The 26,384-nt window shown below is 59.5% G+C and carries 31 protein-coding genes and 1 tRNA gene; 13 read left to right on the forward strand and 19 right to left on the reverse strand.

The window, feature by feature from the left end:
* Positions 1-34 precede the first annotated feature (34 nt).
* Positions 35-1,648 carry a CHASE domain-containing protein gene (locus GRI43_RS08715; protein ID WP_160730759.1) on the reverse strand — a complete coding sequence of 538 codons (1,614 nt, stop codon included), beginning with the start codon at positions 1,646-1,648 and terminating at the stop codon, positions 35-37.
* 228 nt (positions 1,649-1,876) lie between these two features.
* Here GRI43_RS08715 and GRI43_RS08720 point away from each other — a divergent pair, with 228 nt between their 5' ends.
* From GRI43_RS08720 to GRI43_RS08730, 3 genes are read left to right on the forward strand one after another with little or no spacing between them, the layout of a single operon-like run.
* Entirely contained in the window at positions 1,877-2,062 is a 186-nt protein-coding gene (locus GRI43_RS08720) for a NepR family anti-sigma factor (protein ID WP_160730760.1), read from the forward strand.
* On the forward strand, positions 2,062-2,673 hold the full coding sequence (locus tag GRI43_RS08725; RefSeq protein WP_160730761.1) for a sigma-70 family RNA polymerase sigma factor: 612 nt from the start codon (positions 2,062-2,064) through the stop codon (positions 2,671-2,673). Before GRI43_RS08720 ends, GRI43_RS08725 begins: the two co-directional genes overlap by 1 nt.
* A 58-nt stretch (positions 2,674-2,731) precedes the next feature.
* On the forward strand, positions 2,732-3,895 hold the full coding sequence (locus GRI43_RS08730) for an AI-2E family transporter (protein WP_160730762.1): 1,164 nt from the start codon (positions 2,732-2,734) through the stop codon (positions 3,893-3,895).
* 75 nt (positions 3,896-3,970) lie between these two features.
* On the opposite strand, the gene GRI43_RS08735 is transcribed toward GRI43_RS08730, so the two are convergent.
* Both GRI43_RS08735 and GRI43_RS08740 read right to left on the reverse strand, forming a co-directional pair.
* Positions 3,971-4,582, reverse strand: a complete 612-nt coding sequence (locus GRI43_RS08735) for a superoxide dismutase (protein ID WP_160730763.1) — start codon at positions 4,580-4,582, stop codon at positions 3,971-3,973.
* 81 nt (positions 4,583-4,663) lie between these two features.
* Positions 4,664-5,917, reverse strand: a complete 1,254-nt coding sequence (locus GRI43_RS08740) for a dicarboxylate/amino acid:cation symporter (RefSeq protein WP_235903703.1) — start codon at positions 5,915-5,917, stop codon at positions 4,664-4,666.
* A 123-nt stretch (positions 5,918-6,040) separates the two neighbouring features.
* On the opposite strand from GRI43_RS08740, the gene glmM reads away from it, so the two are divergent.
* Genes glmM through thiD form a run of 3 tightly spaced genes read left to right on the forward strand, consistent with a single transcriptional unit; the run spans position 6,041 to position 8,420 of the window.
* Entirely contained in the window at positions 6,041-7,378 is a 1,338-nt protein-coding gene (gene glmM / locus GRI43_RS08745; protein WP_160730764.1) for a phosphoglucosamine mutase, read from the forward strand.
* Entirely contained in the window at positions 7,378-7,608 is a 231-nt protein-coding gene (locus tag GRI43_RS08750) for a DUF1272 domain-containing protein (protein WP_160730765.1), read from the forward strand. Before glmM ends, GRI43_RS08750 begins: the two co-directional genes overlap by 1 nt.
* On the forward strand, positions 7,608-8,420 hold the full coding sequence (gene thiD / locus GRI43_RS08755; protein WP_160730766.1) for a bifunctional hydroxymethylpyrimidine kinase/phosphomethylpyrimidine kinase: 813 nt from the start codon (positions 7,608-7,610) through the stop codon (positions 8,418-8,420). Before GRI43_RS08750 ends, thiD begins: the two co-directional genes overlap by 1 nt.
* 1 nt (position 8,421) lies before the next feature.
* Here thiD and GRI43_RS08760 read toward each other — a convergent pair whose 3' ends face one another.
* The 14 genes from GRI43_RS08760 to GRI43_RS08820 all read right to left on the reverse strand — a co-directional run bounded on the left by GRI43_RS08760 (position 8,422) and on the right by GRI43_RS08820 (position 19,289).
* On the reverse strand, positions 8,422-9,291 hold the full coding sequence (locus tag GRI43_RS08760) for an LOG family protein (RefSeq protein WP_160730767.1): 870 nt from the start codon (positions 9,289-9,291) through the stop codon (positions 8,422-8,424).
* 66 nt (positions 9,292-9,357) lie between these two features.
* The gene (locus GRI43_RS08765; protein WP_160730768.1) at positions 9,358-9,480 is read right to left on the reverse strand and encodes a DUF2474 domain-containing protein; all 123 of its coding nucleotides are present in this window, start codon (positions 9,478-9,480) and stop codon (positions 9,358-9,360) included.
* On the reverse strand, positions 9,480-10,487 hold the full coding sequence (cydB, locus tag GRI43_RS08770) for a cytochrome d ubiquinol oxidase subunit II (RefSeq protein ID WP_160730769.1): 1,008 nt from the start codon (positions 10,485-10,487) through the stop codon (positions 9,480-9,482). Before cydB ends, GRI43_RS08765 begins: the two co-directional genes overlap by 1 nt.
* Positions 10,487-11,959: a cytochrome ubiquinol oxidase subunit I gene (locus GRI43_RS08775; protein ID WP_160730770.1), complete on the reverse strand. Its 1,473-nt coding sequence runs from the start codon at positions 11,957-11,959 to the stop codon at positions 10,487-10,489. The genes cydB and GRI43_RS08775 overlap by 1 nt, the downstream gene beginning before the upstream one ends.
* A gap of 87 nt (positions 11,960-12,046) precedes the next feature.
* Positions 12,047-12,676 carry a peroxiredoxin gene (locus GRI43_RS08780; RefSeq protein ID WP_160730771.1) on the reverse strand — a complete coding sequence of 210 codons (630 nt, stop codon included), beginning with the start codon at positions 12,674-12,676 and terminating at the stop codon, positions 12,047-12,049.
* A 73-nt stretch (positions 12,677-12,749) separates the two neighbouring features.
* Positions 12,750-13,295: a ferritin-like domain-containing protein gene (locus GRI43_RS08785; protein WP_160730772.1), complete on the reverse strand. Its 546-nt coding sequence runs from the start codon at positions 13,293-13,295 to the stop codon at positions 12,750-12,752.
* A gap of 187 nt (positions 13,296-13,482) precedes the next feature.
* The gene (locus GRI43_RS08790; RefSeq protein WP_160730773.1) at positions 13,483-13,923 is read right to left on the reverse strand and encodes a DoxX family protein; all 441 of its coding nucleotides are present in this window, start codon (positions 13,921-13,923) and stop codon (positions 13,483-13,485) included.
* Position 13,924: 1 nt separating this feature from the next.
* Positions 13,925-14,074, reverse strand: coding sequence for a helix-turn-helix domain-containing protein (locus GRI43_RS08795; protein WP_160730774.1), 150 nt, complete (start codon positions 14,072-14,074; stop codon positions 13,925-13,927).
* Positions 14,074-15,831: a SulP family inorganic anion transporter gene (locus tag GRI43_RS08800; RefSeq protein WP_202391684.1), complete on the reverse strand. Its 1,758-nt coding sequence runs from the start codon at positions 15,829-15,831 to the stop codon at positions 14,074-14,076. Before GRI43_RS08800 ends, GRI43_RS08795 begins: the two co-directional genes overlap by 1 nt.
* Complete coding sequence (locus GRI43_RS08805) at positions 15,831-17,060, reverse strand: NAD(P)/FAD-dependent oxidoreductase (protein ID WP_338090031.1); 1,230 nt, start codon at positions 17,058-17,060, stop codon at positions 15,831-15,833. Before GRI43_RS08805 ends, GRI43_RS08800 begins: the two co-directional genes overlap by 1 nt.
* A 21-nt stretch (positions 17,061-17,081) precedes the next feature.
* Positions 17,082-17,495: a protein tyrosine phosphatase family protein gene (locus GRI43_RS14075; protein ID WP_333908199.1), complete on the reverse strand. Its 414-nt coding sequence runs from the start codon at positions 17,493-17,495 to the stop codon at positions 17,082-17,084.
* A 2-nt stretch (positions 17,496-17,497) separates the two neighbouring features.
* The gene (locus GRI43_RS08810; RefSeq protein WP_160730775.1) at positions 17,498-17,914 is read right to left on the reverse strand and encodes a DUF6691 family protein; all 417 of its coding nucleotides are present in this window, start codon (positions 17,912-17,914) and stop codon (positions 17,498-17,500) included.
* Entirely contained in the window at positions 17,911-18,360 is a 450-nt protein-coding gene (locus tag GRI43_RS08815; protein WP_202391685.1) for a YeeE/YedE family protein, read from the reverse strand. Before GRI43_RS08815 ends, GRI43_RS08810 begins: the two co-directional genes overlap by 4 nt.
* Positions 18,357-19,289, reverse strand: coding sequence for an MBL fold metallo-hydrolase (locus GRI43_RS08820; RefSeq protein ID WP_160730776.1), 933 nt, complete (start codon positions 19,287-19,289; stop codon positions 18,357-18,359). The genes GRI43_RS08815 and GRI43_RS08820 overlap by 4 nt, the downstream gene beginning before the upstream one ends.
* Before the next feature lie 75 nt (positions 19,290-19,364).
* On the opposite strand from GRI43_RS08820, the gene GRI43_RS08825 reads away from it, so the two are divergent.
* Both GRI43_RS08825 and GRI43_RS08830 read left to right on the forward strand, forming a co-directional pair.
* Complete coding sequence (locus tag GRI43_RS08825) at positions 19,365-20,021, forward strand: peroxiredoxin (RefSeq protein ID WP_160730777.1); 657 nt, start codon at positions 19,365-19,367, stop codon at positions 20,019-20,021.
* On the forward strand, positions 20,018-20,359 hold the full coding sequence (locus tag GRI43_RS08830; protein WP_160730778.1) for an ArsR/SmtB family transcription factor: 342 nt from the start codon (positions 20,018-20,020) through the stop codon (positions 20,357-20,359). Before GRI43_RS08825 ends, GRI43_RS08830 begins: the two co-directional genes overlap by 4 nt.
* A 48-nt stretch (positions 20,360-20,407) precedes the next feature.
* Here GRI43_RS08830 and GRI43_RS08835 read toward each other — a convergent pair.
* Positions 20,408-20,481 (reverse strand) — tRNA-Gln (locus GRI43_RS08835).
* Positions 20,482-20,681: 200 nt separating this feature from the next.
* Here GRI43_RS08835 and GRI43_RS08840 point away from each other — a divergent pair.
* Positions 20,682-21,890, forward strand: a complete 1,209-nt coding sequence (locus GRI43_RS08840; RefSeq protein WP_160730779.1) for a Ppx/GppA phosphatase family protein — start codon at positions 20,682-20,684, stop codon at positions 21,888-21,890.
* Complete coding sequence (locus GRI43_RS08845) at positions 21,887-22,552, forward strand: RlmE family RNA methyltransferase (protein ID WP_160730780.1); 666 nt, start codon at positions 21,887-21,889, stop codon at positions 22,550-22,552. The genes GRI43_RS08840 and GRI43_RS08845 overlap by 4 nt, the downstream gene beginning before the upstream one ends.
* A 27-nt stretch (positions 22,553-22,579) precedes the next feature.
* Here GRI43_RS08845 and GRI43_RS08850 read toward each other — a convergent pair whose 3' ends face one another.
* Positions 22,580-23,251, reverse strand: a complete 672-nt coding sequence (locus GRI43_RS08850) for a c-type cytochrome (protein WP_160730781.1) — start codon at positions 23,249-23,251, stop codon at positions 22,580-22,582.
* Positions 23,252-23,456: 205 nt separating this feature from the next.
* On the opposite strand from GRI43_RS08850, the gene GRI43_RS08855 reads away from it, so the two are divergent.
* The 3 genes from GRI43_RS08855 (at position 23,457) to GRI43_RS08865 (ending at position 26,354) form a co-directional block, all read left to right on the forward strand.
* Positions 23,457-24,365 carry a prephenate dehydratase gene (locus GRI43_RS08855; protein ID WP_160730782.1) on the forward strand — a complete coding sequence of 303 codons (909 nt, stop codon included), beginning with the start codon at positions 23,457-23,459 and terminating at the stop codon, positions 24,363-24,365.
* Positions 24,366-24,432: 67 nt separating this feature from the next.
* Positions 24,433-25,095, forward strand: a complete 663-nt coding sequence (locus tag GRI43_RS08860; protein WP_160730783.1) for a hypothetical protein — start codon at positions 24,433-24,435, stop codon at positions 25,093-25,095.
* The gene (locus GRI43_RS08865) at positions 25,092-26,354 is read left to right on the forward strand and encodes a DUF4350 domain-containing protein (RefSeq protein ID WP_160730784.1); all 1,263 of its coding nucleotides are present in this window, start codon (positions 25,092-25,094) and stop codon (positions 26,352-26,354) included. Before GRI43_RS08860 ends, GRI43_RS08865 begins: the two co-directional genes overlap by 4 nt.
* Positions 26,355-26,384: the final 30 nt, after the last annotated feature.

Here is a 26,384-nt window from a genome sequence, read left to right on the forward strand (position 1 = left end):
CCCGGCCACACGGCCGGGCCAGTTTCCCGACCGGCTATTTGAGCCGGTTTGCCCTGATCGAGAATTCGCTCGGGCGCCGCAGCGGAACCACCAAACGGCAGGTTACACCCTCTGGCTTGAAGCTAAGCTCCACCGGATTGCGCAGTTCGTGCGCAACAATCTTTTCGATCAGATTCGTGCCAAATCCGTTCTGCCTGTTCTGAGGCACGGGCGGACCGCCGCTTTCCGTCCAGAATACTTCTGCGAGACTGTCCGTCAGCTTGCTCCACTTGACGGTCACTTTACCGCCCGCAGTGCTCAGCGCGCCATACTTGGCAGCATTGGTCGCAAGCTCGTGGATAGCGAGGCCCAGCGAAAGAGCGTCATTGGGCGCCAGTTCGACGTCCGGGCCCTCCAGCTCAAGCACTTTGTCGTGGTGCCGCGCATAAGGGGCCATTTCCGCTTCCACCAGCGCACGTATCGGGGTGGTCCCCCAGTCCGATTGGGTCAGCAAATCATGCGTGGCCGAAAGCGCGCGAATACGGCCGTCCAGACTGTCGGCAAATTCGTCGAGACTGTTTGAGCGGCGGCGGGTCAGCGCGATGATCGACAAGACGTTGGCCAGCGTGTTCTTGACCCGGTGATTGAGTTCGCGGGTCAGCGAATTACGGATCGAATTCTGCTCTTCGAACCAGTTGAGCGATGCCCGGTCTTCCAGCGCCTGGCGGGTCAGCAAACGCGCGACAACAATCAACAGTGTCGCGACGAGGATACCGAACAGCAAAGTCAGCATGGAAAGCCGCGACAATGTGTTTCCTCTGGCGGATTCAACTTCGAGCAGCATCTCCCGCCCGCCGATCGTCACCGGTTCGGTAACGGTAAGCCCGGTGGACAGCGCCGGCTCAATCTCCGCCATAAGCTGGCCGGGGGCGACTTCACCGTCATACAGGCGAAGGCCTTTCTCTCCGCGCGTTTCGAGTTCCAGTGCCGACGACAGAATGTCCTGGGCGCTGAACGGACTGTAAACGAAGCCTTTCAACCGCTGTGGCGAGCGGCCGTCCTGAAAGACCGGCATGTACATGATGAACCCGGGATCTGACCCGGCCCCTTCCTGCAACAGGACGAGTTTACCCGATGCGATGGGGCTGCTCGTCCGCTCGGCTTCATCCATTGCCGCCCTGCGCGTGGCATCGGAATACATGTCGTATCCGATAGCCCGGCGGTTCCGCTCATTATCAGGACGGATATAGGTGACGGGAATAATCTGCGTCTCGTTCTCGGCAGACTTGGGATACACTTCGATCCGGCTTCCATATTGCTTGATGTACTGGCTCTCGAATTCGTCGACCTCCGACGGGCGCAAGCGTTTGGCCCAGCCAAACCCCTCCGATCCGCGATAGGCGGAATCAACCCGCAGATTGCTCACAAACCGGTTGAACAAGACCGGGCTGACATCATCGACCGAACTGAACAACGCAGCCCCTGCACGCAGATACGAGGCTGTCGAGCCGCCACGTCGCTCCAGCGCGGAAGCAACAGCCTGCGCACGTTCACGCAGCTCAGCATGCTCGCGCTGATGCTCGCCATCCTCGATAGCATAAACGCTCAGGCTGGTGATCGCCGCAATAAGCAGGAATATCGCAACGGGAACCGCGCGGGGGAACTGCATCAACAGGCGTCTGGCCTTACGTTCTTTTGGAAACTGCTGAACCAAGACACCCTTTCACGTTGGCCGGCAGACAAGGAAAACGATAACAGGACGCCGGCTAGGCTTCATAAAACTTCATGCTCGTGTGGCTGGAACCAAAGAGAGGCCCCATCGTTCCCCAATTAAACCGCATCAGTTATGGGTATATTCGGCGAGGGCCGGATTTGACAGAGGGTCTCTGGAGCTTTGATGAGCATTGATGGAAAAGATTGCGGGCCTCCGGGCTCGAAAAACGAGGCCGCTGCGGCAAAGAATGCAAAGGAATCCTCGCCGGAATGGGCGAATGGTTTGAAGCAGTTGTACGATTCCGTGGTGGATGAACCGCTTCCGGATGCGTTCAAGGACCTGCTGTCGAAACTGGATGACAATTCCTGATGGCCGAATCCAAGCGGACGGCCGCCGAGAAGGCCGATTTCAAACGCGAATTAACCGAGGTTGTCCCTCACCTTCGCGCATTTGCACGCGGCCTGTGCGGCCGCCCCGATATGGCCGACGACCTTGTCCAGGAAACCATGCTGAAGGCTTGGGCTGCGCAAGAACGCTTCGAACCGGGCACATCTATGCGTGCCTGGACCTTCGTGATCCTGCGCAACGCCTACCTTACCGATATGCGGCGCAACCGCTTCCGCGGCGAATATGACGAAGGTGTTGCCGAACGAATTCTGACGGCACCTGCCGGTCAGGAAGAACCAATCCATCTGTCCGACATGCACCGTGCATTGCTGACCCTTCCGCCTGAACGCCGAGAGGCTCTGCTGCTGGTGGGCGCTGGCGGCTTTTCCTACGAGGAAGCGGCCAGCATCTGCGGCTGTGCAATCGGCACAATCAAGAGCCGTGTCGGGCGTGCACGCGCAACGCTATCGTCCATGCTCGAAGATGGTGACATCCCGCAGCGTTCCATCAACGACGAGAGAGCGCACCGCGCAATCCTGGAGGAACTGGACGAAGTGGCAGCCGGCAACGGTCAAGCTGCGGCCAAGGCCTGACGCGATTGCCTGACAACCGCACCTTGTCCCCCGCGCATTAAGACGCCACACTAGGCAGATGAGCGGGGACAACTCAGCAACGGGCGCGGGCCAATCGCGCCCAAGCCGCCGGATGGCTTTTGCCGAGCAGGAATTGCGCCTTATTTCGGCACTGGTGCTACTTATAGGGTTGGGCCTGTTTCTGGCACTGCCCTTTGTCCTCTCGATAGGTTCGGTCGTATTCCTGCCGGTGACGACCGCGATAATCCTGACGATCATCCTGTCGCCGCTGGCCGACAGGTTGGCTGCATGGGGAATCCCCAATGTCCTCGCCTCGCTGGGCGCGCTGCTGTTCTTCTTTGCTCTCTTGCTACTGGCCCTCGCGCTGATCCTGCAACCGGCCGTAGCACTGTTCGACAGTGTCCCGGAAATGGCACGGCAAGTGGGTGACCGCTTCACCGCATTGCGGGATGAATTCGAATGGATCGCCATGGCGGACAAGCAATTGTCGGCCCTGATGGGCCAATCGGGTGCTCGCGAAGTGGTATTGGCGAGCCCCTCGGTGATCGAACAGCTTGCCTTTGCAACCCCGAGCCTGCTGATCGAAACCCTCCTCACCTTGCTGATGGCGTTTTTCATGATCGAGGCACGGGTTCGCCTGCGCCGGCACCTGCTGTTTGACCGCGCAACACACGGCACCAGCATCAAGGCCGCACGCGTCATGCGCGAGGTTCAGGACCGTGTTGCCGCCTACATTCTCACCGTTACGTTCATCAATGCCTCGGTCGGAATCGTGGTCGCGCTCGGCGCGTGGATGCTCGGGGTAGAAGCCCCGGTTATGTGGGGCGGGCTGGCCATGTTGCTGAACTTCCTGCCCTATATCGGGCCGCTGCTTATGACCGCGCTGCTTACCTTGTTCGGCATCGGCACTGCAGAGACGCTCGTTCTGGGGTTCATTCCGGCCGCTGCGTATCTTGGCCTGCACACCATCGAGGCAAACGTTGTTACGCCTTCGATCCTGGGTGCACGATTTACCATGAACCCGGTCCTGATCCTGATTGCGCTTAGCTACTTCTCATGGATCTGGGGCGTGTTCGGTGCGCTGCTGTCCGTGCCGATCTTGCTGATGCTGACCGCATTTTTCGACCACGTAGGCAGACCAAACCTGATCGGCTTCATATTCGGCGAACCGCTATTCGCGACAAGTCTGATGGCACTGGGTTCCGACGAAACAACAGACTGAACCCATCACTCACAACAAAAAGGCCCGCCAGTGCAGCAACACTGGCGGGCCTTTGTTTGTTCGATCAGGCTGTGATCAGGAAGGGTATTTCCATGTCGTGCCGCGCGCCAGATTTTCCGACGCGAATGCCCAGTTGAGCTTCTTGTTGATCACTCCGTCGAGGTAGGCCGGACGCGCATTCTGGTGGTCCAGATAATAGGCATGTTCCCACACATCGATCGTCAAAAGCGGGTTGGAATCGCCGTCTGCAAGAGTGTCACCGTCGTGGGTTTCTTCGATCGACAGCTTGCCGTCTTTTTCAGCCAGCCACACCCAGCCGCTGGCGAAGTGGCCCGCGCCGCGTTCTGCCAGCTTGCTCTTCAGATCGTCGACCGAGCCGAATGCTTCATTAATCATCGCGGTGAGTTCTGCGGAAGGCGAAGAGCTCTCTTCGGCCATCGAATGCCAGTAGAACCCGTGGTTCCAGCTCTGCGCCGAATTGTTGAACAGGCCCTGATTGGAACCGCGCGCCGCAGCGATCACTTCTTCCAGCGATTTGTCTGCGTGATCCGTACCCTCGATCGCGTCGTTGGTCTTGGTAACATACGCCTGATGATGCTTGCCGTGGTGAAACGACAGCGTTTCAGCAGAAATGACCGGCGCCAGTGCCGTGTCGGAATAAGGGAGCGGGGTGAGTGAGAAAGCCATGATATCTCCTTCGATCAATCGAATTGTTGTTAGTCTTTAGCCAACCAACGCCTAGTCAGCAAAATCGTTGCAGGAAAGTGATCAATTTTCCTGTGCGTGATCGACAGTCGCGGTGACCGCGACGTTCATGGTTACATTGGCGAGCGTGCGCATGATGTCCGGCAGCATCTCGACCGCAACAAGGATTGCCAGCGGCTCGATCGGGACACCCATCGCCAGCGCAATCGGGCCGATGGATACGACGAAGCTGATCGATCCCGGCAGGCTGACCGAACCGACGCTGATGATCAGCGCCACCGCGATACCGGCGGCAAGCAATGCCGGGGTCAACTCCACACCCGCCAGCGTCGCGACATAGATTGCCACCGCCATGTTCATCGCTGGGCTGGTGACCCGGAAAATCGCCACCGCCAGGGGAAGAACAAAGTCCGCAGTCGTATCACTCACGCTCAGGCGCTTGGCGCTTGCAAGCATTGCGGGAAGGCTCGCCAGCGAACTTTGCGTGGAAATTGCGACTGCCTGCGAGGGAAGCATTTCGCGGGCAAATCTGAGCGGGGATTTGCGCGCGCCCAACGCAGCAAGCAGGTAAGCTGCCAGCAGGACAATTGCGCCCATTGCCGAAACACTCAGAATATAGTGCGCCAAGGCAGCAAATGCCCCGCCCCCGCTGCGCGCCGCAACACCCAGCGCCAGCGCGAAGACCCCGATTGGAGCAAGCCAGAGGACCCAGCCGATGATCGTCAGCATGGCATTGGCGAGCGCATGGAAAAACCCGACCAGTGTTTCGCGTTGACCGGACGGAAGCCGCGAAATGGCCACAGCAAATATGGCAAAGAACAGGGTCAGTGGCAGCATCGCCGTTTCCGCTGCCGCGGCGATCAGGTTCGGCGCAATCAATGAGGTGATGAAATCGCCCACTTCGGGCACTGCCTGCGCCTCGACATTGTCTGCCACCAGCATGGATGATGCCGCATCCGGAATCGGGAATGCCGCAAGCAATGCCGGCATGAACAGGGCCGACACCAGACCGCTGAGCACCAGCATCCCAAGCATTAGCGCCAGCATGGTCCGGGCGACCTTGCCCGCCTTGGCAGCTTGCGCCATTTGCGAAATCCCCAGCACCAGCAAGGCTGCAACCAGCGGAATAATTGTCATCTGCAAGGCGCGAAGCCACAGCGTGCCGACCGGACGCGCGAGCGCCAGCAGCGGATCGATCAGGCTGGAATTGGCAAGTATCAGGCCAAGCGTAAGCCCGGCTATCAGACCGCCGAAGGTCCACCACACCGGCAGGCGGATGGTTACCAGTTCGACCGGCCCCTTTAATGTCTCGTTCAAATCATTGCCCCAATTGCTGTGCCAGCCCTTTCCTTTCAGGCCTAATCGCGCCAGAAGCGCGTGGCAAATCCCGATAGATCATTGCGCGCACAGCGCGAACTTTTTGACGACGAGAAAATATCAATGGCACGCAAGTTTTTCGGCACCGACGGTATCCGCGGGGAAACCAACAAGGGCGCGATGACCGCGACCATGGCCATGCGCGTTGCGCAGGCTGCAGGCAATTATTTCAATCGCGGCGACCACCGCCACCGGGTCGTGATCGGCAAGGACACACGCCTATCGGGCTACATGATCGAAAGCGCGCTGGTGGCTGGTTTCACCAGTGTCGGCGTTGACGTGATCATGACCGGGCCGCTGCCGACCCCGGCTGTGGCATTGCTGACACGCGAAATGCGCGCCGATCTGGGCGTCATGATTTCTGCCAGCCACAACCCGTATCAGGATAACGGGCTAAAACTGTTCGGCCCGGACGGCTTCAAGCTCTCCGACGAGGCGGAGACGGAAATCGAACGCATGATCGAAGACCAGCCCGATCTGGTTCCGGCCTCTGCCATCGGCCGCGCCCGCCGGATCGAGGATGCGAGGGGCCGCTACATTCACGCAGTGAAGCAATCGGTGTCGGATGAAACGCGGTTCGACGGGCTGAAAGTGGTGGTCGATTGCGCCAACGGCGCGGCATATCAAGTCGCCCCGTCAGCCATCTGGGAACTGGGTGCCGAAGTCGTGACCCTGGGCGTGTCGCCCAACGGCACCAATATCAATGACGGCGTCGGCTCGACATCGCTTGGCGCGCTGAAGGCCAAGGTGGTCGAAGAAGGCGCCGATATCGGCATTGCGCTGGACGGTGATGCCGACCGGCTGATCGTGGTCGATGAAAAAGGTCAGACGGTCGACGGCGACCAGATCATGGCGCTGGTCGCAACCCGGATGCACGAAAAAGGTGATCTGCGCGGCGGAGGGATCGTGGCCACGGTCATGTCCAATCTTGGCCTTGAAAGGTATCTCCAGACGCAGGGCCTGACGCTGGAACGCGCCAAGGTCGGCGACCGCTATGTGCTCGAAAAAATGCGCGAAGGCGGCTTCAATGTCGGCGGCGAGCAATCGGGCCACATGATCCTGATGGATTACGCGACCACCGGCGACGGCACGACCACCGCGCTGCGAATCCTCGCTAGTCTTGTCCGTTCGGGCGTGAAAGCAAGCGAGCTGATGCACCTGTTCGATCCGGTGCCGCAATTGCTCAAGAATGTGCGTTATGAAGGCGGCTCTCCGCTGGATAATGAATCGGTCAAAGCCGTGATTGCAGAGGCGGAAACCGAGCTGGCTGGCACGGGCCGTCTGGTCATTCGTGCGTCAGGTACCGAACCGGTCATCCGGGTCATGGCAGAGGGCGATGACGAGGCGCAGGTGAACCGTGTGGTCGACCGGATATGCGATGCTGTGCGGGATGCCTGCTGATGCTGGAAATGCGACCTGACTGCCAGCGGTGCGGCACCGATCTGAAGGCGGAAACACCCGGCGCATTCATTTGCAGTTTTGAATGCACTTTCTGCGCCGAGTGTACCGATGCGCTCGACGATATTTGCCCGAATTGCGGCGGCGAGTTGATGGATCGCCCCACCCGCTCGAAACAAATGCAGGAAAAATTTCCCGCCAGCACCGATCGCAGGTTCGGGGGCAAGAACTGATGGCAGGCTCACCGCCGCGCATTCTTTCGATCGCCGGCTCCGACAGTTCCGGCGGCGCAGGTATTCAGGCCGACATCAAGACCATTTCGATGCTGGGCGGCTATGCAATGACTGCGATCACCGCGGCGACAGCACAAAACACGCTGGGCGTTCAGGCCATTACACCGTTCCCCGGCGATTTCGTGGCGGCGCAGATCCGGTCCTGCACCGGCGATATCGGCGTGGATGCGATCAAGATCGGCATGTTGCACGACCCTGATATCGTTACCCATGTGGCAGACGAACTGGATCAGCTGGACGCGGGCATCCCGATAATTCTCGATCCGGTGATGATTTCAACATCCGGCGCGGCCCTGATTACTCCGGAAACCGTCGCCTTGCTGAGGGAGCGGCTATTTCCGCGCGCCCGCTTGGTCACCCCCAACCTGCCGGAACTGGAGCACCTGGCCGGGCGCACGCTGCGCACTACCGAACTGATGCGCGATGCGGCGCTGGAACTGGCCGAGCAATATGGTTGTTCGGTACTGGCCAAGGGCGGCCACACCGACGACCAGCGGATCATCGACACGCTGATCGGTCCGGGAGACGAACGCGCTGTTTCCTTCGACCACGCACGAATCGATACGCCGCATACCCATGGCACCGGATGCACCCTGTCTTCGGCGATCGCGACGCTACTGGGGCACGGCCAGCCGCTCGAACATGCAGTCCGGCTGGGGCGGAAATTTGTCTACCGCGCGATTGAGGCGGCACCGGGCTTTGGCGGCGGCAATGGGCCGCTGGGTCACCACACCGTTCGCCGGCTCGACTGAATCAGCAGTCGAGCTCGTAAAATTCGGCAATGTGACACCAGGCATCTTCAGCCGTTTCGCACCAATGGATCAGTTCCAGATCCTTGCGGTTGATGGTACCTTCTTCTGCAATCGCTTCGAAATTGACCACCCGGTTCCAGAATTCCTTGCCGAACAGGACAATCGGGATGCGCTTCATCTTACCGGTCTGAATCAGGGTCAGCAGTTCGAACATCTCATCGAATGTGCCGAAACCGCCTGGGAAGACCGCGACTGCACGCGCGCGCAGCAGGAAATGCATCTTGCGCAGCGCAAAGTAATGGAAGTTGAGCGACAAATAGGGCGTCACATAAGAATTCGGTGCCTGTTCGTGCGGCAGGATAATGTTGAGACCAATGGACTCGGCGCCCGCTTCCGATGCGCCGCGATTAGCAGCTTCCATGATCGACGGGCCGCCGCCTGAACATACGACGAACTGGCGTTTGCCTTCTTCGACGATCGCCTTTTCGCTAACCAGCTTCGCCAGCTTGTGCGCTTCGGTGTAATATTTCGACTTGGCCGCAAGGCTTTCAGCAATAGCCTTGTTCTCGGGATCGGCGTTTGCGACCAGCTCTTCAGCCTTTTCCGGGGACGGAATACGCGCAGAACCGTAAACCACCAGAGTCGATCCGACACCGGCCTCGTCCAGCAGCATTTCCGGTTTCAGCAGTTCCAGCTGGAAGCGTACCGGGCGCAATTCCTCCCGCAACAGGAAGTCCGTGTCGCGAAACGCCAGCTTGTATGCCGGATGCTGTGTCTGCGGAGTGCTGTGCGGTTCGGATTCGAAAAATTCGGCTTCTTTTTCGGCGGGGTAGAACTTGCGATCTTTTAATTCGTTTTCTTTATCAGTCATTCCCGCGCGATAGGAGCAGCCGCCGCTCCGCACAAGATAGCTAATCGCAAATCCGGCGCAGTGTGATTACGCGTTAATCCACAACCGGATGATCCAGGCGACAATCCCCAAGACAGTGACGCTGGCCAGCCATATCGCCGCCATCCATCCCAGCCGCTGCCACAGGGGCGTGGTTTCGGGGTCCGGCATCAGTGATACCCCGTGTCGTCAACTTTGCCGCGGAACACCCAATATGCCCAAGCCGTATAGCCGATGATCAGCGGCATGGTGATCGCCACGCCCACCAGCATGAATATCTGGCTGCTTTCGGGCGATGCGGCGTCCCAGATGGTGATTCCCGGAGGAACGACATAGGGCCACATCGTCACGCCAAGCCCCGCCATGCCCAAAAAGAACAAGGCAATCGCAAGCCAGAATGGTTTGGAATGACGCGATACAGACAGCGACCGGAGCAAGGTGACCGCAACGATTGCCGTCAGGATCGGTACCGGCGCGGCGAAATAGATTTCAGGCTCGGTCAGCCAGCGTGCAGCGTATTCGGAATTCAGCACCAGATTGTAGAGACTGACTGCGCCCATCAGCACGAAGGTGGCCAGCGCGGCTTTCTTTGCCAGGCTACGAGCGTGGTCCTGGCTCTCTCCGTCCAGCTTCCACACCAGCCAGGTCGCGCCCAGCAGAGCGTATCCGGCCACGGTGCCGATACCGGTCAGCAAGGTGTACGGGGTAAGCCAGTCCCACCAGCTGCCAGCATATGACCGGCCCGAAACCTCGATCCCCTGCAGCAATGCGCCCAGCGTCATGCCCTGCGCCATCGCAGCAACGAAAGAACCGCCGGTAAAGGCCGCATCCCAGAAACGGCGATGGCCGGGATCGCGCCAGCGAAACTCGAATGCAACGCCGCGGAATACTAGACCAAGCAGCATGGCAATGATCAGCGGATATGTCGCCGGCAGGATAACCGCATAGGCGAGCGGAAATGCAGCGAACAGTCCGCCTCCGCCAAGCACCAGCCAGGTTTCATTGCCATCCCAAACCGGGGCGATCGAATTCATCGCCCGGTCCCGCTCCGACCCGACTTTGAATGTCGGGAACAGGATGCCGATGCCCAGGTCGAACCCGTCCATGACGACATAAGCGAACACCGCAAAGGCAATGATGAACGCCCAGATGGTGGTCAAATCGATAGCAAATGCCATCAGGCGTCTCCTCTATCCGTTGGTCCCGAATCCATTGGCCCCGATTCCGTTGGCAGTGTTTCCTGCTGCCCCGGGTTCTGGGTTGGTCCCGGCGTGATACCGGCTGTGCGGATCGGCCCGCTATCGCCGCGCTTGACCCCGGTTTCGCCGGTATGCGGCTTGTGGCTCATCAGGCGCAGAATGTACCAGGTGCCCACACCGAAGACGGCGAAATACACGAGGATGAATGCAAGCAGCGATGCACCAACTGCCGGGGCATCGAGCGGGCTTGCCGCATCGGCAGTGCGCAAGAGGCCGTAAATCACGTATGGCTGGCGCCCGACCTCTGTCGTGATCCAGCCGGCAATGACAGCGACGAAACCCGAAGGCCCCATGATCAGCGCCGCGCGGTGCAGCCATGACCAATCATAGAGCCGCTTCCGCAGACGTCCGAGCAAGCTCCACATACCGATCCCCAGCATCGCAAAACCGATCCCGACCATTATCCGGAACGACCAGAAGACCACACCAACAGGCGGTTCTTCATCGTCGGGGATCGTGTCCAGACCGGCCAGCGGCGCATTGAGATCGTGTTTGAGGATCAGCGAAGATGCCTTGGGGATTTCGATCGCGTAACGGACCGTTTTCGCCTCGCTGTCAGGTATGCCGAACAGGATCAGAGGGGCACCGTCGGGATGGCTCTGGAAATGACCTTCCATCGCCATGACTTTCTGTGGCTGATGCTCCAGCGTATTCAGGCCGTGCATATCCCCGGCGAAAATCTGCAAGGGTGCGACGATGGCCGCCATCCACATAGCCATCGAAAACATCTTGCGCGCGTGGGGATTGGTACGGTCGCGCAGCAGATGCCACGCGCCCACCGCACCAACCACGAACGCGGTCGTCAGGTACGTCGCCATCAGCGTGTGCACCAGACGATAAGGGAAGCTGGGATTGAAAATGATGGCGAGCCAGCTTTCACCCGGCAGGAACTGACCATTTTCGCCCATGACATGGCCGACCGGCGTTTGCATCCAGCTGTTCACGGACAGAATCCAGAATGCGGAGATAAACGTGCCCAGCGCGACCATGCAGGTGGCGGCGAAATGCAATTTCTTGCCGACCTTGTTCATGCCGAACAGCATCACCCCCAGGAATCCCGCCTCGAGGAAGAACGCGGTCAGGACTTCATATGCCATCAACGGGCCGATCACCGGCCCGGCTATGTCGGAAAAGACCGACCAGTTGGTCCCGAACTGATAAGACATGACGATGCCCGACACGACGCCCATGGCAAACGCGATCGCAAAAATCTTCAGCCAGTATTTGAACAGGTCGAGATACAGCTGCTTTCCGGTTTTCAGCCACAGCCCTTCAAGGACCATCAGGTAGCTGGCCAGGCCAATCGAAAAGGCCGGGAAGATGAAATGGAAACTTACCGTGAACGCGAATTGGATCCTGGCAAGGAGCAGAGCGTCTAGACCGTCGAACATGAGGTATCCTACCGAAGGTTTTGCTTCGTCTCGAATGTAAATACTGCAAGAGCAGTGCGCTACTGCGCACTGCTCTTGGCAAGGGTTTTAGTCGACGCGGGTGGTTCGAAGGTAGGGGCGGTGTGCGGTCCAGCCTTGCGGGAACAGGCCCTTTGCCTCCTCATCAGCGATCGAAGGCGGAATGATTACCTCGTCCCCGCTGCGCCAGTCCGCCGGTGTCGCAATCCGTTTTGCATCGGCCAGTTGCAGCGCATCAATCACACGAAGAATTTCGTCGAAATTGCGCCCGCAGCTCATCGGGTAAGTCATCATCAGGCGGATCTTCTTGTCCGGATCGATGATGAATACCGACCGTACAGCAGCGGTGTCGCTCTGATCCGGGTGCAGCATGTCATACATCCGTGCAATCGACAGGTCCGCGTCGGCGACGATCGGAAATTGCAGATCTGTATTCTGAGTGTCGTTCACATCCGCAATCCACTTGCGGTGTTCCTCGGCGGTATCGGTCGACAAGCCCAGCGGCTTGGTGTTGCGCTTGGCAAACTCGTCCGCAAGCTGGGCGGTGCGTCCCATTTCGGTGGTGCAAACCGGGGTAAAGTCCGCCGGGTGGCTGAAAAAGAACACCCAGGAATCCCCAGCCCAATCATGCAGGCTGATCGGCCCCACTTGTGTGTCGACGGTAAAGTCCGGCGCAATATCTCCAATATGAAGGCTCATAATCCATACTCCAATTTTGATTTAATAGTTGATTGGTTCAGTCTGCGGTTGGCGGTGCCTCCGCAGTTCCGGTTCAGTTGTTCCGGCCAGGGCCGCCACCAAATCCGCGACCTTGTCCCGCGCCCTGCCCGGCCTGCCCGCCGCGGGCGACGCAGCGTTCAAAGGCTGGAAGATGCCGCTCTCGGGACGCCCACTGCAGCTTTGTCAGAGTTTCCCGAACTTGCGGGTCCACGATGCCCGGAAGTAGCCGGTCATAGAGCGCGATGTTCTCCTCCTCGGCGGTCACCCCGGTTTCGCATGCTGACAGGAGCGTCTCCGGCGCTTCGATCTGGCCGGCCAGGTCATTGCTGGGCGAATATTCCAGCCCGAGCCGGTCCATCTCGGCTTTTACCAGATCCGCATGATGGCGCTCGGCACTGATGATGTTCGAAAACGGGCGCACATTGCCGAATTTTTCCAGCACAGCAGTATAGGTTGCCTCGGCGAGATATTCGTCAGCCAAAGCCAGTTCGAGCGCCTCGGCATCGGTGGCTGCGGGGGCAGATTCTGCTGGCGTCGAGCAAGCTGGTGCCGAAACAGCAAGCGCTGCGGCGAGCGGGAGAATTTTGAAATGTCTCATTCCACGTCCTTTCCTTGTCCCCACCCTGATAGGATGATCCGCTAGGAAAGGCCAGAACGATTATACGATTACATAAATCGTAATTCTCAATCTATCGTCAAAGCGGCTCATTTGGGCGATTTGGGGCGGAAAGGAGCGATAATCCGAGCTTCACTTATATTTTTTGATTAATTGTGCTGGTCAGAAGTCAATGCTGCGCAAGGCGATTATCGAGGGCGTACGCTCCGCAGCCCCTGAACCAGAAATAGGCCAAGGCCCCCATGATCGCGATGTTCTTGAACAGCGGGCCTGTGTGCCCCGGAGCTATGTGCGTGAAGAATGTAATTGGCACCAGCGTGAGGAGAATAATGACAGCCGACAGGCGGGTCATGAAACCCAGCGCCAGGCTTATCCCGAAAACGATGAATACCGCGCCGCTCAACCACAGCAATAACGAAGGGTCGGCAATCGAGTTGACCACATCGCGCCATGGGGATTCCGCCATTCTGTCCAGCATCATCTGGTGCATGCCGAAATGGCCGAGACCGCCGATGATGAAGATCAGGCTGGTCATAACCCGGAACACCGGATCGATCAGCGCCGCTACGGGGCCAGAGGGCGTCAATATCGTTTCGATGCGTTCAAGCATGTCAGCCCGCTTCCCGCATCGCTTTGCGCCACCGGCCGAAGGTTTTCTCCGAAACACCGATTTCGCGGCAACTCTCGCACACGCCTTTGCCGCTAGCGATAAGCGCGGCGATTTCGCGGCATTTGCGATCTTTGTCGTGAATGGCGGCCATCAAATCATACCCCGGGCAAGATAGTGATCCACTGGCGGGGCGGGCTCACCCGTATCTTTCATGAGATCCGCGAACGCGCGGTCCTGCGAAAGATACAGATTGCCGTTCAGCTCCTCCAGGAAATGCGTCCGCTTGAGACGATCGGTGACAGGGCCCTTCACTTCGGAAAGGTGCAATCCGATCCCGCCATCACCAAGCCGGTGGTTGATCGCCTCCAGACTTTCGAGACCCGATGCGTCGATTTCGTTCACCGCGCTGCACATCAGGATGACATGCCGCAGCTGGGGCCGTTCGGCGACACGTTCTAGCACGTATTCTTCCAGCCACCGGGCGTTGAGATAAGTCAGGCTCTCATCAATCCGGATCGAAAGAACGTGCGGGACGGTGAAAACGCTGTGCCGCTCGACATTGCGGAAATGTTCGGTCTCCGGCACGCGGCCCACAATCGCGGCATGGGGCCGCGATGCGCGCCACAGATACAGCAGCAGGCCCACCCCGACACCGGCAATCACACCCATTTCGACCCCGGCCAGCAAGGTGATTCCGATGGTTGCAACATGTGCCGCAAAATCAGCTTTTGAATAACGCCACAACTGCCCCGGGGTCTTGAGATCGACGAGACTGAGAACCGCGACGATGATCGTGGCAGCAAGAGTGGCGATCGGCAGATTAAACAGCAGCGGCGTGAGGAACAGCGAGGCCAGAGCAATGCCGACAGCGGTGTAGGCACCGGCGGCGGGCGTTTCCGCCCCCGCATCGAAATTGACGACCGAGCGCGCAAATCCGCCGGTAACGGGATAGCCACCGGAAAATGCGCTGGCTATGTTGGATGCGCCAAGCCCGATCAATTCCTGGTCGGGGGCGATACGCTGACGGCGCTTGGCGGCCAGCGTTTGGGCGACTGATACACTTTCGACGAACCCGATGATGGAGATCAGCAGGGCGGGAACCCACAGCTTCTCGATCAAGGACATGTCGGTCGACGGGAGTGCGAAGGGCGGCAGCCCTTGCGGGATCGCGCCGACAATGTTCACGCCTTTTGCCTCCAGGCCGAACACCATCACCGCAATGATTGTCAGCGCAACTGCAACGACGGGGCCGGCCTTGGCCGTCATGTCGGCGGCACGCGATTTCAGACCCAGGGCCATCAGCGCCGGTTTCGCGCCCTTGCGCACCCAGAACAGAAACAAGGTCACGGGAACGCCGACCATCAGCGTCCAGATGTTGATATCGGCGATGTTGCTAGCGAGCGAACCGAGCATCGCCGGCCAGTTGTCACCGCCAGCCTTGATCCCGAGAACATGCTTCAGCTGGCTGGTCGCAATCAGAATACCGCTGGCTGTGATGAACCCGCTGATCACCGGGTGGGACAACAGGTTTGCGAGGAAACCGAGCCGCAGGAACCCCAGGATCGCCAGCATCACTCCGGAAATGGCAGCAAGAGTAATCGCCGCCTCGAGATATTCCGCACTGCCTTGCGCGGCCACTGCCCCGGCTGCACTCGCAGTCATCAGCGATACAACTGCAACCGGCCCGACCGCCAGGGTCCGGCTGGTACCGAAGATTGCGTAAGCGACCAGCGGAAGGATCGAGGCATACAAGCCGACAACCGGCGGCAAGCCTGCCAGCAGCGCATAGGCAAGGCTCTGCGGAATCAGCATGATCGTGACGATCACCGCCGCCATCATGTCATTGGTCAGGACCGACCTGTTATAGGTCCGGCCCCATTCAAGGATCGGGAAATACCGTCCCAGCATCAGGCGCTGCGGCTCTCTTTGGGTTTAACCATCCATTCATGCCCTTTGAGCATTCCGTTCCAGTAAACCCATGGCAGAATTTCGGATTTCAGGATCCACGACAGGCGGGCAGGACGGGTGCCGTCGATCAGCCATGAGGGGAAGCTTGGCAGCAATTTTCCGCCATAGCCAAACTCTGCGAGCACGATTTTGCCGCGCTCCACCGTCAGCGGGCAGGAACCGTAGCCGTCATATTCGCAGCGTGGATCGCGCCCGGCCAGAACTGCCAATGCGTTAACCGCCACCAGCGGGGCCTGTTTGCGGGCGGCCGCTGCGGTCTTGGCATTGGGCATGCTGCCAGCATCACCCAGCCCGAAGATGTTGGGATAACGCGTGTGCTGCAGGGTTGCCTGATCAACATCCACGAAACCGCTTTCGGCGGCCAGAGGGCTGTCGGCAATGAATTGCGGCGCAACCTGCGGCGGCACGACGTGCAGCATGTCGAACTCGCGTTGATCAAGACCGTCTGCCGTTTCGAATGTCGCGACCTTCTTGTCGCCATCGACTGAAACCAGCTTCGACCCAAGCCGCAGATCGATACCGTAACGTTCGACATATTCCATCAGCGCCGGAACATACGCATCGACACCGAACAGCACGCCGCCAGCATTGCAAAACTCGACCTTGATATCGCCGAGGACCCCGCGATCTTCCCATTCATTGCAGGAAAGATACATCGCCTTTTGCGGCGCGCCGGCGCATTTGATCGGCATTGGTGGCTGGCTGAATATAGCCCGTCCGTTTTTCAGATTGCGGACCAGTTCCCAGGTGTAAGGGGCAAGATCATACCGGTAATTCGATGTGACGCCGTTCTTGCCAAGCGTCTCTTCGAGACCCTCGATCTGTTCCCACGCGAGGCGGATGCCCGGCGCAACGATCAGCACCTTGTAGGTCAGCTGCGTGCCATCTTCCAAGGTTACCTGGTTCTGTTCCGGCTGGAAGGTCGATGCCGCTTTCTGGATCCACTGTGCGCCAGAGGGGATGACATCAGCCATCGCGCGCCGGGTCACTTGCGGTTCGAAGACGCCCCCGCCAACCATGGTCCAGCCTGGCTGATAGTAGTGATCTTCGCTTGGATCGACGATGACCAGGGAGACGTCACCGTTTCGCTTGAGCATCGACGCTGCGGTGGCAATGCCAGCCGCGCCGCCGCCGATGATAACAACGTCGTAAGATTTGGCTTCAGCCATGCTTGTTCTCCTGAGTGCGGCTTACTTGCCCAGCCGGTCCCGAAATTGGGAAAGATCGTATCCGGCTGAAGCAGCGCGTTCGATAAGGCCATCCGCATCGAGGCCAGCAGTATTCGCCAGCGTATCGAGGGTGATCGACCTTGTGCCAGTCCGGCAATAGGCCAGCAGCGGGCCATCGGTCCCCCTCCGTACCGCGCCGAACGCGGCGACGGCAGCTTCGGGGAACTGACCGCCCCAGACCGGGATGTGATGGAAAGCGAGACCCGCATCCTGCGCTGCAGCGCGCATATCAGCGATCGTGGGCTGGCCCTCCTCCTCGCCATCGGGCCGGTTGCAGATGACCGCGACGTATCCGGCATCGGCAAGCGTCTGCATCTCGGCCGGCTGGAATTGAGGGGCAACTGCGAAGCCTTGGTCGACAGTGCGAATATCCATGATCAGTCTTTCTCTATCAGGCGGACAATGCCCATGCCGGCAATCATCGCCGCCACGAAAGTCGCAGCGGAGGCCGGTTCGATAACCAGTGCCGCCACGGCAGGTCCGGGGCACAGACCGGCAACGCCCCAGCCGATACCGAACAGGGCAGACCCGCCTATCAGCTTGGGTGTCAGGTCAGTGCGGGTCGGAAGCGCGAATTTCGGCGCGAACAGCGGATGCGCGAGACGCGCCTGTATCCGCCATGCGATCGCCATCACGATCACCGCACCACCCATCACGAAGGCAAGCGTTGGATCCCAGTTGCCGAAAATATCCAGAAAGCCGCGAACCCGCGCCGGATTGGTCATGCCGCCCAAGGCCAAGCCGCCCCCGAACAAGGTGCCTGAAAGAAGCGGCGGGAGATAACGCGCGATCATTGCAGCACCTCCAGGCCCATCGCGTTCATGATCGCGACTGTGGCGATCCCTGCGGCCATGAAAGTCACCGTTGCCACAACAGAACGCTGCGACAACCTGCTGACACCGCAAACGCCGTGCCCGCTGGTGCAACCACTGCCCAGCCGTGTGCCGATCCCGACAAGCAAGCCGGCTGCGATCAAGGCGCCGGTACCGGCAAACTTAGCATCCAGTCCGCCAGACCAAACGGCCACGATAAACGCGCCAAGCGGCAGCCCGATGATGAACATCCACGCGCTGCTTTTAGACATACCGCTGTCGCTGATGCCCAGCGCGCGGGAAGCTATGCCGGAAACACCGGCGATACGCCCGGCACCTAGCAGCATAAGCGCCGCAGCCAGGCCAATCAGAATGCCGCCGCCAAGACCGGCGAGCGGAGCCGCATCGGGAAATCCGGGAAGCATCATACCGCGTTCACCGGAATCTTGATGTAACTGACGCCATTATCCTCAGGCTCGGGCAAGCGCCCGCCGCGAATGTTTACCTGCACGCTGGGCATGATCAGGTTCGGCATCGCCAGCGTCTTGTCACGGGTTGTCCGCATTTCGACGAATTCATCTTCGGTCACGCCGTCCTTCACATGGACGTTCTCTTCACGCTGCTGCTTGACCGTGGTTTCCCACGCATATTCATCGCGGCCCGGCGCCTTGTAGTCATGGCACAGGAACAACCGCGTAGCTTCAGGGAGCGACAACAGCCGCTTGATCGACTGGAACAATTGCCGTGCATCGCCGCCGGGAAAATCGGCGCGGGCCGTGCCAAAGTCAGGCATGAAAATCGTGTCACCGACGAACGCTGCATCACCGATGATGAATGCCATGTCGGCCGGGGTATGGCCGGGCACATGCAGGGCGATACCTTCAATCTCGCCAAGGCTGAATGTCTCGCCATCGTTAAACAGTTTATCGAACTGCGAGCCATCGCGTTCGAAATCGGTGCCCGCATTGAACAGCTTGCCGAAGACTTCCTGCACGCGGATGATATCCGCACCGATCGCCAGTTTCCCGCCGAGCTTTTCCTGCAGATAGGGTGCAGCCGAAATGTGGTCCGCATGCGCATGCGTCTCAATCAGCCATTTCACCTTCAGATTATTCGAAGTGATATACTCAACGATCAGATCTGCAGACCCGTGCGATGTGCGGCCTGATGCGGCCTCGTAATCCAGCACCGAGTCGATGATCGCGGCGTCGTTCGTTGCCGGATCATGCACAACATAGCTTACGGTATTGGTAGCCTCGTCGAAAAAGCCCGCAATTGACGGGCGCAAAGCCTTGTTTGCCTGCGCACGCTCAACCTGAGCGGCAGCAGCCGAAAGATTCGAATCATGGTCGCTCATAGCGCCTCTCCATACTCAATTTCATAAAATATGTATATGTATTGCAATTGTTCTGTCAAGTGATATTAGGGGTGCATGCAGGAACAACAACACAGCGCCCCGACCAATACTGGCCTCCGGATTGGTGATCAGGCCCCGAACTTCACAGCGCGCAGCACCAGCGGCGACATCCAGTTGTCCGACTACCGCGGCAAATGGTTGATATTGTTTTCGCATCCGGCGGATTTTACGCCCGTCTGCACCACGGAATTCGTCGCGCTGGCAAAGGCCGCACATGATTTTGAAGACCGTGGCTGCGCGCTCATGGCCCTGTCGGTCGACAGCCTGTTTTCCCACTTTGCCTGGCTCAGGCTGGTTCGCGACCGGTTCGGCGTGGAAGTGCGCTTTCCCATCGTGGAAGACCCGACCCTGGTCATCGGCCGGGCATACGGGATGGTCGCGCCCAACGACAATGATAGCGCGACGGTGCGCACGACTTTCTTCATCGACCCGGAAGGCACGATCCGAGCGATGACCTGCTATCCTGCCAATGTCGGACGCTCGACCCCGGAAATGCTGCGCACGCTCGACGCTTTGCAGGCGGTCGACGAAAACGCAGCGCTGGCGCCGGCCAACTGGCAGCCTGGCGAGGCCATGCTTGCCCCGCCCCTGACCGATCTCGCTGCAATTTTTTCGGCAGAAGGGGAAACCGACTGGTTCCTTCAGGAACTGCCAGCGGGGAAAGTAAAATGAGCGACGCACCGCATATCGAGGCTTTGAAAGCGATCGCTCACCCGCTGCGCTACTCCATCATTGATGCGCTGGCGAAAGGCGATCAGAATGTCGGCGAAATCGAGGGCGCGACAGGCATCGGCCAGCCCACGCTATCACAGCAGCTTGCCGTTTTGCGGAAGGCCGGTCTGGTTGAGACCCGCAGGCAAGCCAAGCTGGTGTATTATTCCATCGACAAGGACCGCGCCAAAACCGTTCTGGAATCGCTGGCGTTCCTTGGGGAGCCAGCAACCGGCAGATCCGCCGACAAGCCGGAAAGGTCCAAAGGCGCCGCCAATTTCGCGCGACTGGTCACCTGACGCGGGCAGGTCAGCAAGACAATAGAACACTGAATGTGCGGGTGTTTATGGATGCCCCGTGAGGATTCGAACCTCAATTGACGGAGTCAGAGTCCGTAGTCTTACCATTAGACGACGGGGCATCATTTTCGCTGCGGGGTGTCCGGCCAGTGTTGGCTCGGGGAATCGCTATTCCCCTGCTGCGAGGGGCGCAAATAGTTTCAAGTGACACCAGGGTCAAGGCCGCACTGCCGTGCTGGCTTGCTCAATCTGCATTGTGCCGTTAGCATCAGCGCCAAGTCCCCGCGAACTATTTGCGGGAGGAAAAAGAAAGTACTGGAAAATGGCGGAATTTTCTCCGCCGGACAGAAATAACGGGGCTGGTCCAAAAGGGGCCGCAAAGTCCGGCAAGGTGGCAGATTTTCGTTACCGTGCCCCCTCTCAGCCCGAAAAGAGGAACCGGTCGAAGGGTTCCAAACGTAAAGGCGGGGGCAGCAATGCATCCGCTGCGCAGCCTTCTTTTCAAAATCCCGGAAACAGGAAACCGCATTACCGGCAGGCATATGCCGCGCTCGATCTCGGCACGAACAATTGCCGATTGCTGATCGCGCGGCCCACAGGGGAAAATTTCACCGTGATCGATGCATTCAGCCGGGTGGTGAAACTTGGCGAAGGGCTCGCCATGTCCGGCAAGCTGAGCGACGAGGCAATGGACCGCACGCTCGGCGCGTTGCAGGTGTGCGCAGAGAAGCTGCGCCGGCGCAATGTTCACCTTGCGCGTTCGGTCGCGACGGAAGCCTGCCGCAGGGCCTCGAACGGACCCGCTTTCATCGAACGGGTCCGCGAACAGACCGGCATCGCTCTCGATATTATCTCGGCCCAGGAAGAGGCGCGGCTTGCTGTGCTGGGGTGCCATATCCTGCTGGAAGGCGGCGATGGCCCGGCAGTCATCTTCGACATTGGTGGCGGATCGACCGAGCTGGTCCTGATCGAACCGGGCGAGAAGGTTCCGCACATCCTAGACTGGCAAAGCGTGCCGTGGGGCGTCGTTTCGCTAACCGATACTGTCAGCGCGGCGGAAGATAACCGCGAGCAGCGACTGGATCGTTATACCGAAATGCGCCGGATCGTTTCGGAAAGCTTCGCCCCCTTTGCCCAGCGGATCGCCAAGCGCGCTTCTGGCGGCGAAGATATCCGCTTGCTCGGCACCAGCGGCACCGTCACAACACTGGCAAGCCTGCATCTGGAACTGCCGCATTACGACCGGCGCGAGGTTGACGGCCTGATCGTCGAATCGTCGTCCATGCGAGAAATCAGCACGCGCCTCTCATCGATGTCACCAGAGGAACGCGGCGCATTGCCATGTATCGGCAATGACCGCGCCGAGTTGGTCGTGGCCGGCTGCGCAATTCTGGAATCGATCCTGGACATCTGGCCGGCTTCCCGGCTGGGTGTGGCAGACAGGGGCATCCGCGAAGGTATCCTGCGCAGCCTGATGGCGGCAGATGTAGAGGGCGAAAAAGCCCGGCAGGAATTGAGGAATATGCGATGAGCAGGTCTGGCCGCGATCTTGGAAAACGTGTCCGTACGGGCAAGGGCCGCACTGCATCGCAGGTGCGCTGGCTGGAGCGTCAGCTGAACGACCCCTATGTCAAACGGGCCAAAGCCGACGGCTATCGCAGCCGCGCTGCTTACAAACTGATCGAGCTGGATGAAAAATTCAATCTGCTCAAAGGATCAAAGCGGGTCGTCGATCTGGGTATCGCGCCGGGCGGATGGAGCCAGGTCGTACGCAAGATCGCCCCTAAAGCGGCGATCGTCGGGATCGACTTGCTGGAAACCGACCCGATCGAAGGCGTGACGATTCTTCAGATGGATTTCATGGACGACAAGGCCCCGGCTGCGCTGGAAGCCGCGCTGGACGGGCCGCCCGATCTGGTATTGTCCGACATGGCGGCGAACACTGTCGGCCATAAACAGACCGATCACCTGCGCACCATGGGGCTGGTCGAAGCCGGCGCGTGGTTCGCGGCAGAAACGCTGGAAAAGGGCGGCACCTATGTCGCCAAGGTGCTGGCCGGGGGAACCGACACCGAACTGCTCACTTTGCTGAAGAAGCACTTCAAGACAGTCAAACACGCGAAACCACCGGCGAGCCGCAAGGGCTCTTCCGAGTGGTACGTGATTGCTCAAGGGTTCAAGGGGCGCGACTAGCGCCCCTCAATAAATTAGGCTTGCTGGTTACTCGACCGGAGCGGTCGTGCCAGCGCCGGCGACGGGCTGTTCTGCACCCATTGCACCGGCAGCTTCCACTGCGTCGACAGGTGCGCCGCTGACCGCGCCCGGTCCTTCACCCGCGCCGTCCAGGCCTTCTTCTGCTGCCGGTTCAGGCGCAGTGTAGGCGGGCACAGGAAGGTTCGATCCGTTGGCATTGAGATAGAGTGCGATCGCCGCACGATCTTCGATCTTGGACAGACCAGCGAAGCTCATCTTAGTGCCATTGGCAAAACCACGCGGGTTTTTCAGCCATTCGCTCATGTTTGTCCAATCCCAGTTACCGCCTTTTTCAGCAAGCGCGCTGGAATAGGCGAAACCGGGTGCGTGGTTGCCGATCGGCTTGCCCATGATGCCCCACAGATTCGGGCCGATACCGTCGGCGCCGCCCTGGTTCACAGTGTGACATGCAGCGCATTTGGCGAAGACCGCTTCGCCAGCCTCGACGCTCGCCAGGCTGAGAGCTTCTTCGATCGACATTTCACCGCCGCCGCCTGCGGATTCGGCGACTTCGACCGGGTAACCCAGTTTCTCAGGGCGTTCGGCGTGGAAAACCCTCGAACTGATGGATGAAAGACCCAGTGCGATGATCCCGGCAAACAGAACCCATCCGGCGGCAGTATTGAAACGATCGTCCATGCGTAGATATTCCGCGAAAATTTGCTGTGGCGTGTGTGCGCGTCGCTTTAGGGACAGGGCGGCGATACTGCAATAGCTGCGATTGCAAGTTCTGTTGCTGCATGCGCATCCCCCGTTGGGCTGGCGCCTTTATCACCCCTTGGCGCGAAGCCGATGCGGATAAAGATTGCCCCCTGCCGGTAGCTTGGTTACGCGAATCGGCACGATGCAAAGTATACCCAAACCCGCCGCCGCCATGGTCGAACAGATGCGCCAGGCAGCCAGCGCCAACCCGATGCGGGCCGTGTCCTTTCAGGGATGCCCCGGCGCAAATTCTCACCGCGCAGCCAGCGAAGCCGCCGGCGATTACCTTCCCTTGCCATGCTTCAGTTTCGAAGATGCACTGGAAGCGGTAAAATCGGATCAGGCCGGTTGCGCAATAATCCCGATCGAAAACAGCCAGCATGGCCGCGTCGCAGATATCCATTTCCTGTTGCCGGAAAGCGGTCTGTCGATTGTCGGCGAGCATTTCATGCCGATCACACATGCACTGATGGCTGTACCGCACAGCGACGGCTCGCTTGGCCCATTCACGACAGCTTACAGTCACCCGCAGGCACTGGGCCAATCGCGGAAGTTTCTGCGTGAACGCGGGATCGTGCCGCTAAGCCATGCCGACACGGCGGGCGCTGCTGCCTATGTCGCCGAAATGGCAGATCCCACGGTGGCTGCAATCGCCCCCAAAATGGCCGCCGACCTTTATGGTCTGAGCATTGCAGAGGATAAGGTGGAGGACGCACATGACAACATGACGCGTTTCGTGATCCTGTCTAAACAAGCGCTCGATCCTGCGAGCCTGGACGGTGAAACGGCGATGACGACCTTCATCTTCGAGGTGAAGAACATTCCCGCCGCGCTGTACAAGGCGATGGGCGGTTTCGCCACCAACGGGGTCAACATGACCAAACTGGAAAGTTACCAAAGGGGCGCGAGTTTCTCCGCCTCCATGTTCTATGCCGATATCGTCGGCGCACCCGGCGATCCGGCGGTGGACCGGGCGCTGGAAGAACTGGCGTTTCACAGCAAGGAAATGCGCATTCTGGGGACCTACCGCCAGGCACGCCCACGCGGCTGAACGATTTCAACGGCTTGGGGGTATCAATTGCTTGCGCCTCACTTCACGCTCTGCCACCAACGCCGCTGTGACGACAGGTAGGGGTCTGACTGAGGGGGGCGGCGAAGAAAACGCTGCAAGCGGCTATGACGCCGTGCGCGCAGACGATTCCATCCAGTTTTCCCCCATCACAGAGCCGGAGAGGCCGGAACCGCCCGGCTGGCTGGAAGATTTCTTCAGGTGGCTCGGCGAGCTGCTCGAACCTGTCGGGCGAATGTTCGGCGCGTCCTGGTTTATCGTGAAGTGGGTGCTGCTCGCAGCGGCGGTTGCCCTGCTGCTGTATCTCTTGTGGAAGCTACTTGCTCCGGTGCTGGATTTGCGCAAATCCAGCAAACCTGCAGAAACTGATGACTGGGTTCCGGCAGAGAAAGAGGCGCTGGCCCTGCTCGATGAAGCGGACAGGCTGGCCGCCGCCGGGCAATATGACGCTGCGACACATTTGCTGCTGAAGCGCAGCGTGGGGCAAATTGCAGAGGCGCGGCCCGATTGGGTCGACCCGTCCAGCACCGCACGCGAGCTGGCCGTGCTGCCATCGCTGCCGCTGGCAGCGCGCACGGCCTTCGCCACTATTGCCGACCGGGTAGAACGCAGCCTGTTCGCATTGAAACGGCTCGGCGCAGAGGACTGGGAGGCGGCCCGCTCAGCCTATGCGGAATTCGCGCTTCAGCGCCTGAATGGTGATGCGCGATGAGCAGCAGCAAAACCTTTGACCCGAAAATCGTGCTGGGCCTGCTGCTGTTTGGCGCGATCGCATTCGTTGCGACTTTGTATTTCATCGGGGTGGGTGAAACCAGCCGCGGTACCAACGACGGCGGCGCGCATGCTTATGGGCGCGGCCTCAATGGATATGCAGCGCTGATTCAGCTGCTCGAGGAAGAGGGGCACGAACCCGAAGTTTCACGCAGCGCGGGCAGCCTGGACGACGAAGGCATTCTGATCATCACCCCGCCCGCCTATGCAGATGGCGACGAGATAAAGGCCTTGATCGAAAAGCGCCGGTATCTCGGCCCGACCATCGTCGTGCTGCCCAAATGGCTGGCCTACAGTCCGCCAACCCAAATCGGCAGCGATGTGAAGGAAGGCTGGGTCGTCCTGGCCGATCCAATTGTTCCAGAGTGGGTCGAAGATCTTGATTATGGCATCGAGCTGCAGCTGAAGGATAAGGAAACCGGCTGGGTCGGACTTGGCCAGCGCGGACAGCTGCCCCAGCCGGACGCCGCGATGTCTGCCAATTCCACACAGATCGTGCCGATTATCCTGGCAGAAAACGGCGATCAGCTGGTCGGCTATCTCGACGACGGCGATGCCTATCCCGTTCTGGAGGAAGCAGCCGGAGTTCAGGGCGATCCCGACGCAGAAATCGACCGCTGGAACGTGATGTTCGTTTTCGAACCCGACCTGTTCAACAATTACGGTTTCGCCAGCGAGCAAAGAGCCGACATCGCACACCAGATTGTCGATCTGGCGATGGAAGGCGAGGATCTGTCGATCACTGTCGATCTGACGCTGAATGGCCTTGGTGCCGCACAGAATTTGCTGACCCTCGCATTCTCGCCGCCGTTCATTGCAGCGACCCTGTGCTTGCTGCTGGCAATGGTGGTCGTCGCCTGGCGGGCCTTTCGCCGGTTCGGTCCGCCTGTCACGGAAGGGCGCGCAATCGCATTCGGCAAGTCCCGACTGGTCAGAAACAGCGCTGGCTTCATCGAACGGTCGAAACGGACGCACCTGCTTTCCGGGCCCTATGCGAACATGCTGCGCGAACGGATCGTGAAAGCTTTGGGCCTGAAGAACGCAGATGACGAGGCGATCGACAGCGCGGTCGCGCGACGTGCGCCCGAAGCACCCGCTTTCTCGCAATCTTTCGCCAATTTGCGGAATGCCAAATCACCCAATGAAATACTGCGCGCTGCTGCCGCGCTGAAATCCATCGAAAGGATGCTGACCCAATGACCGATACACCCATGACATCGGCAGATACGG

Origin of the sequence: Pontixanthobacter luteolus (genome assembly GCF_009828095.1) — a bacterium.
Lineage (GTDB): Bacteria > Pseudomonadota > Alphaproteobacteria > Sphingomonadales > Sphingomonadaceae > Pontixanthobacter > Pontixanthobacter luteolus.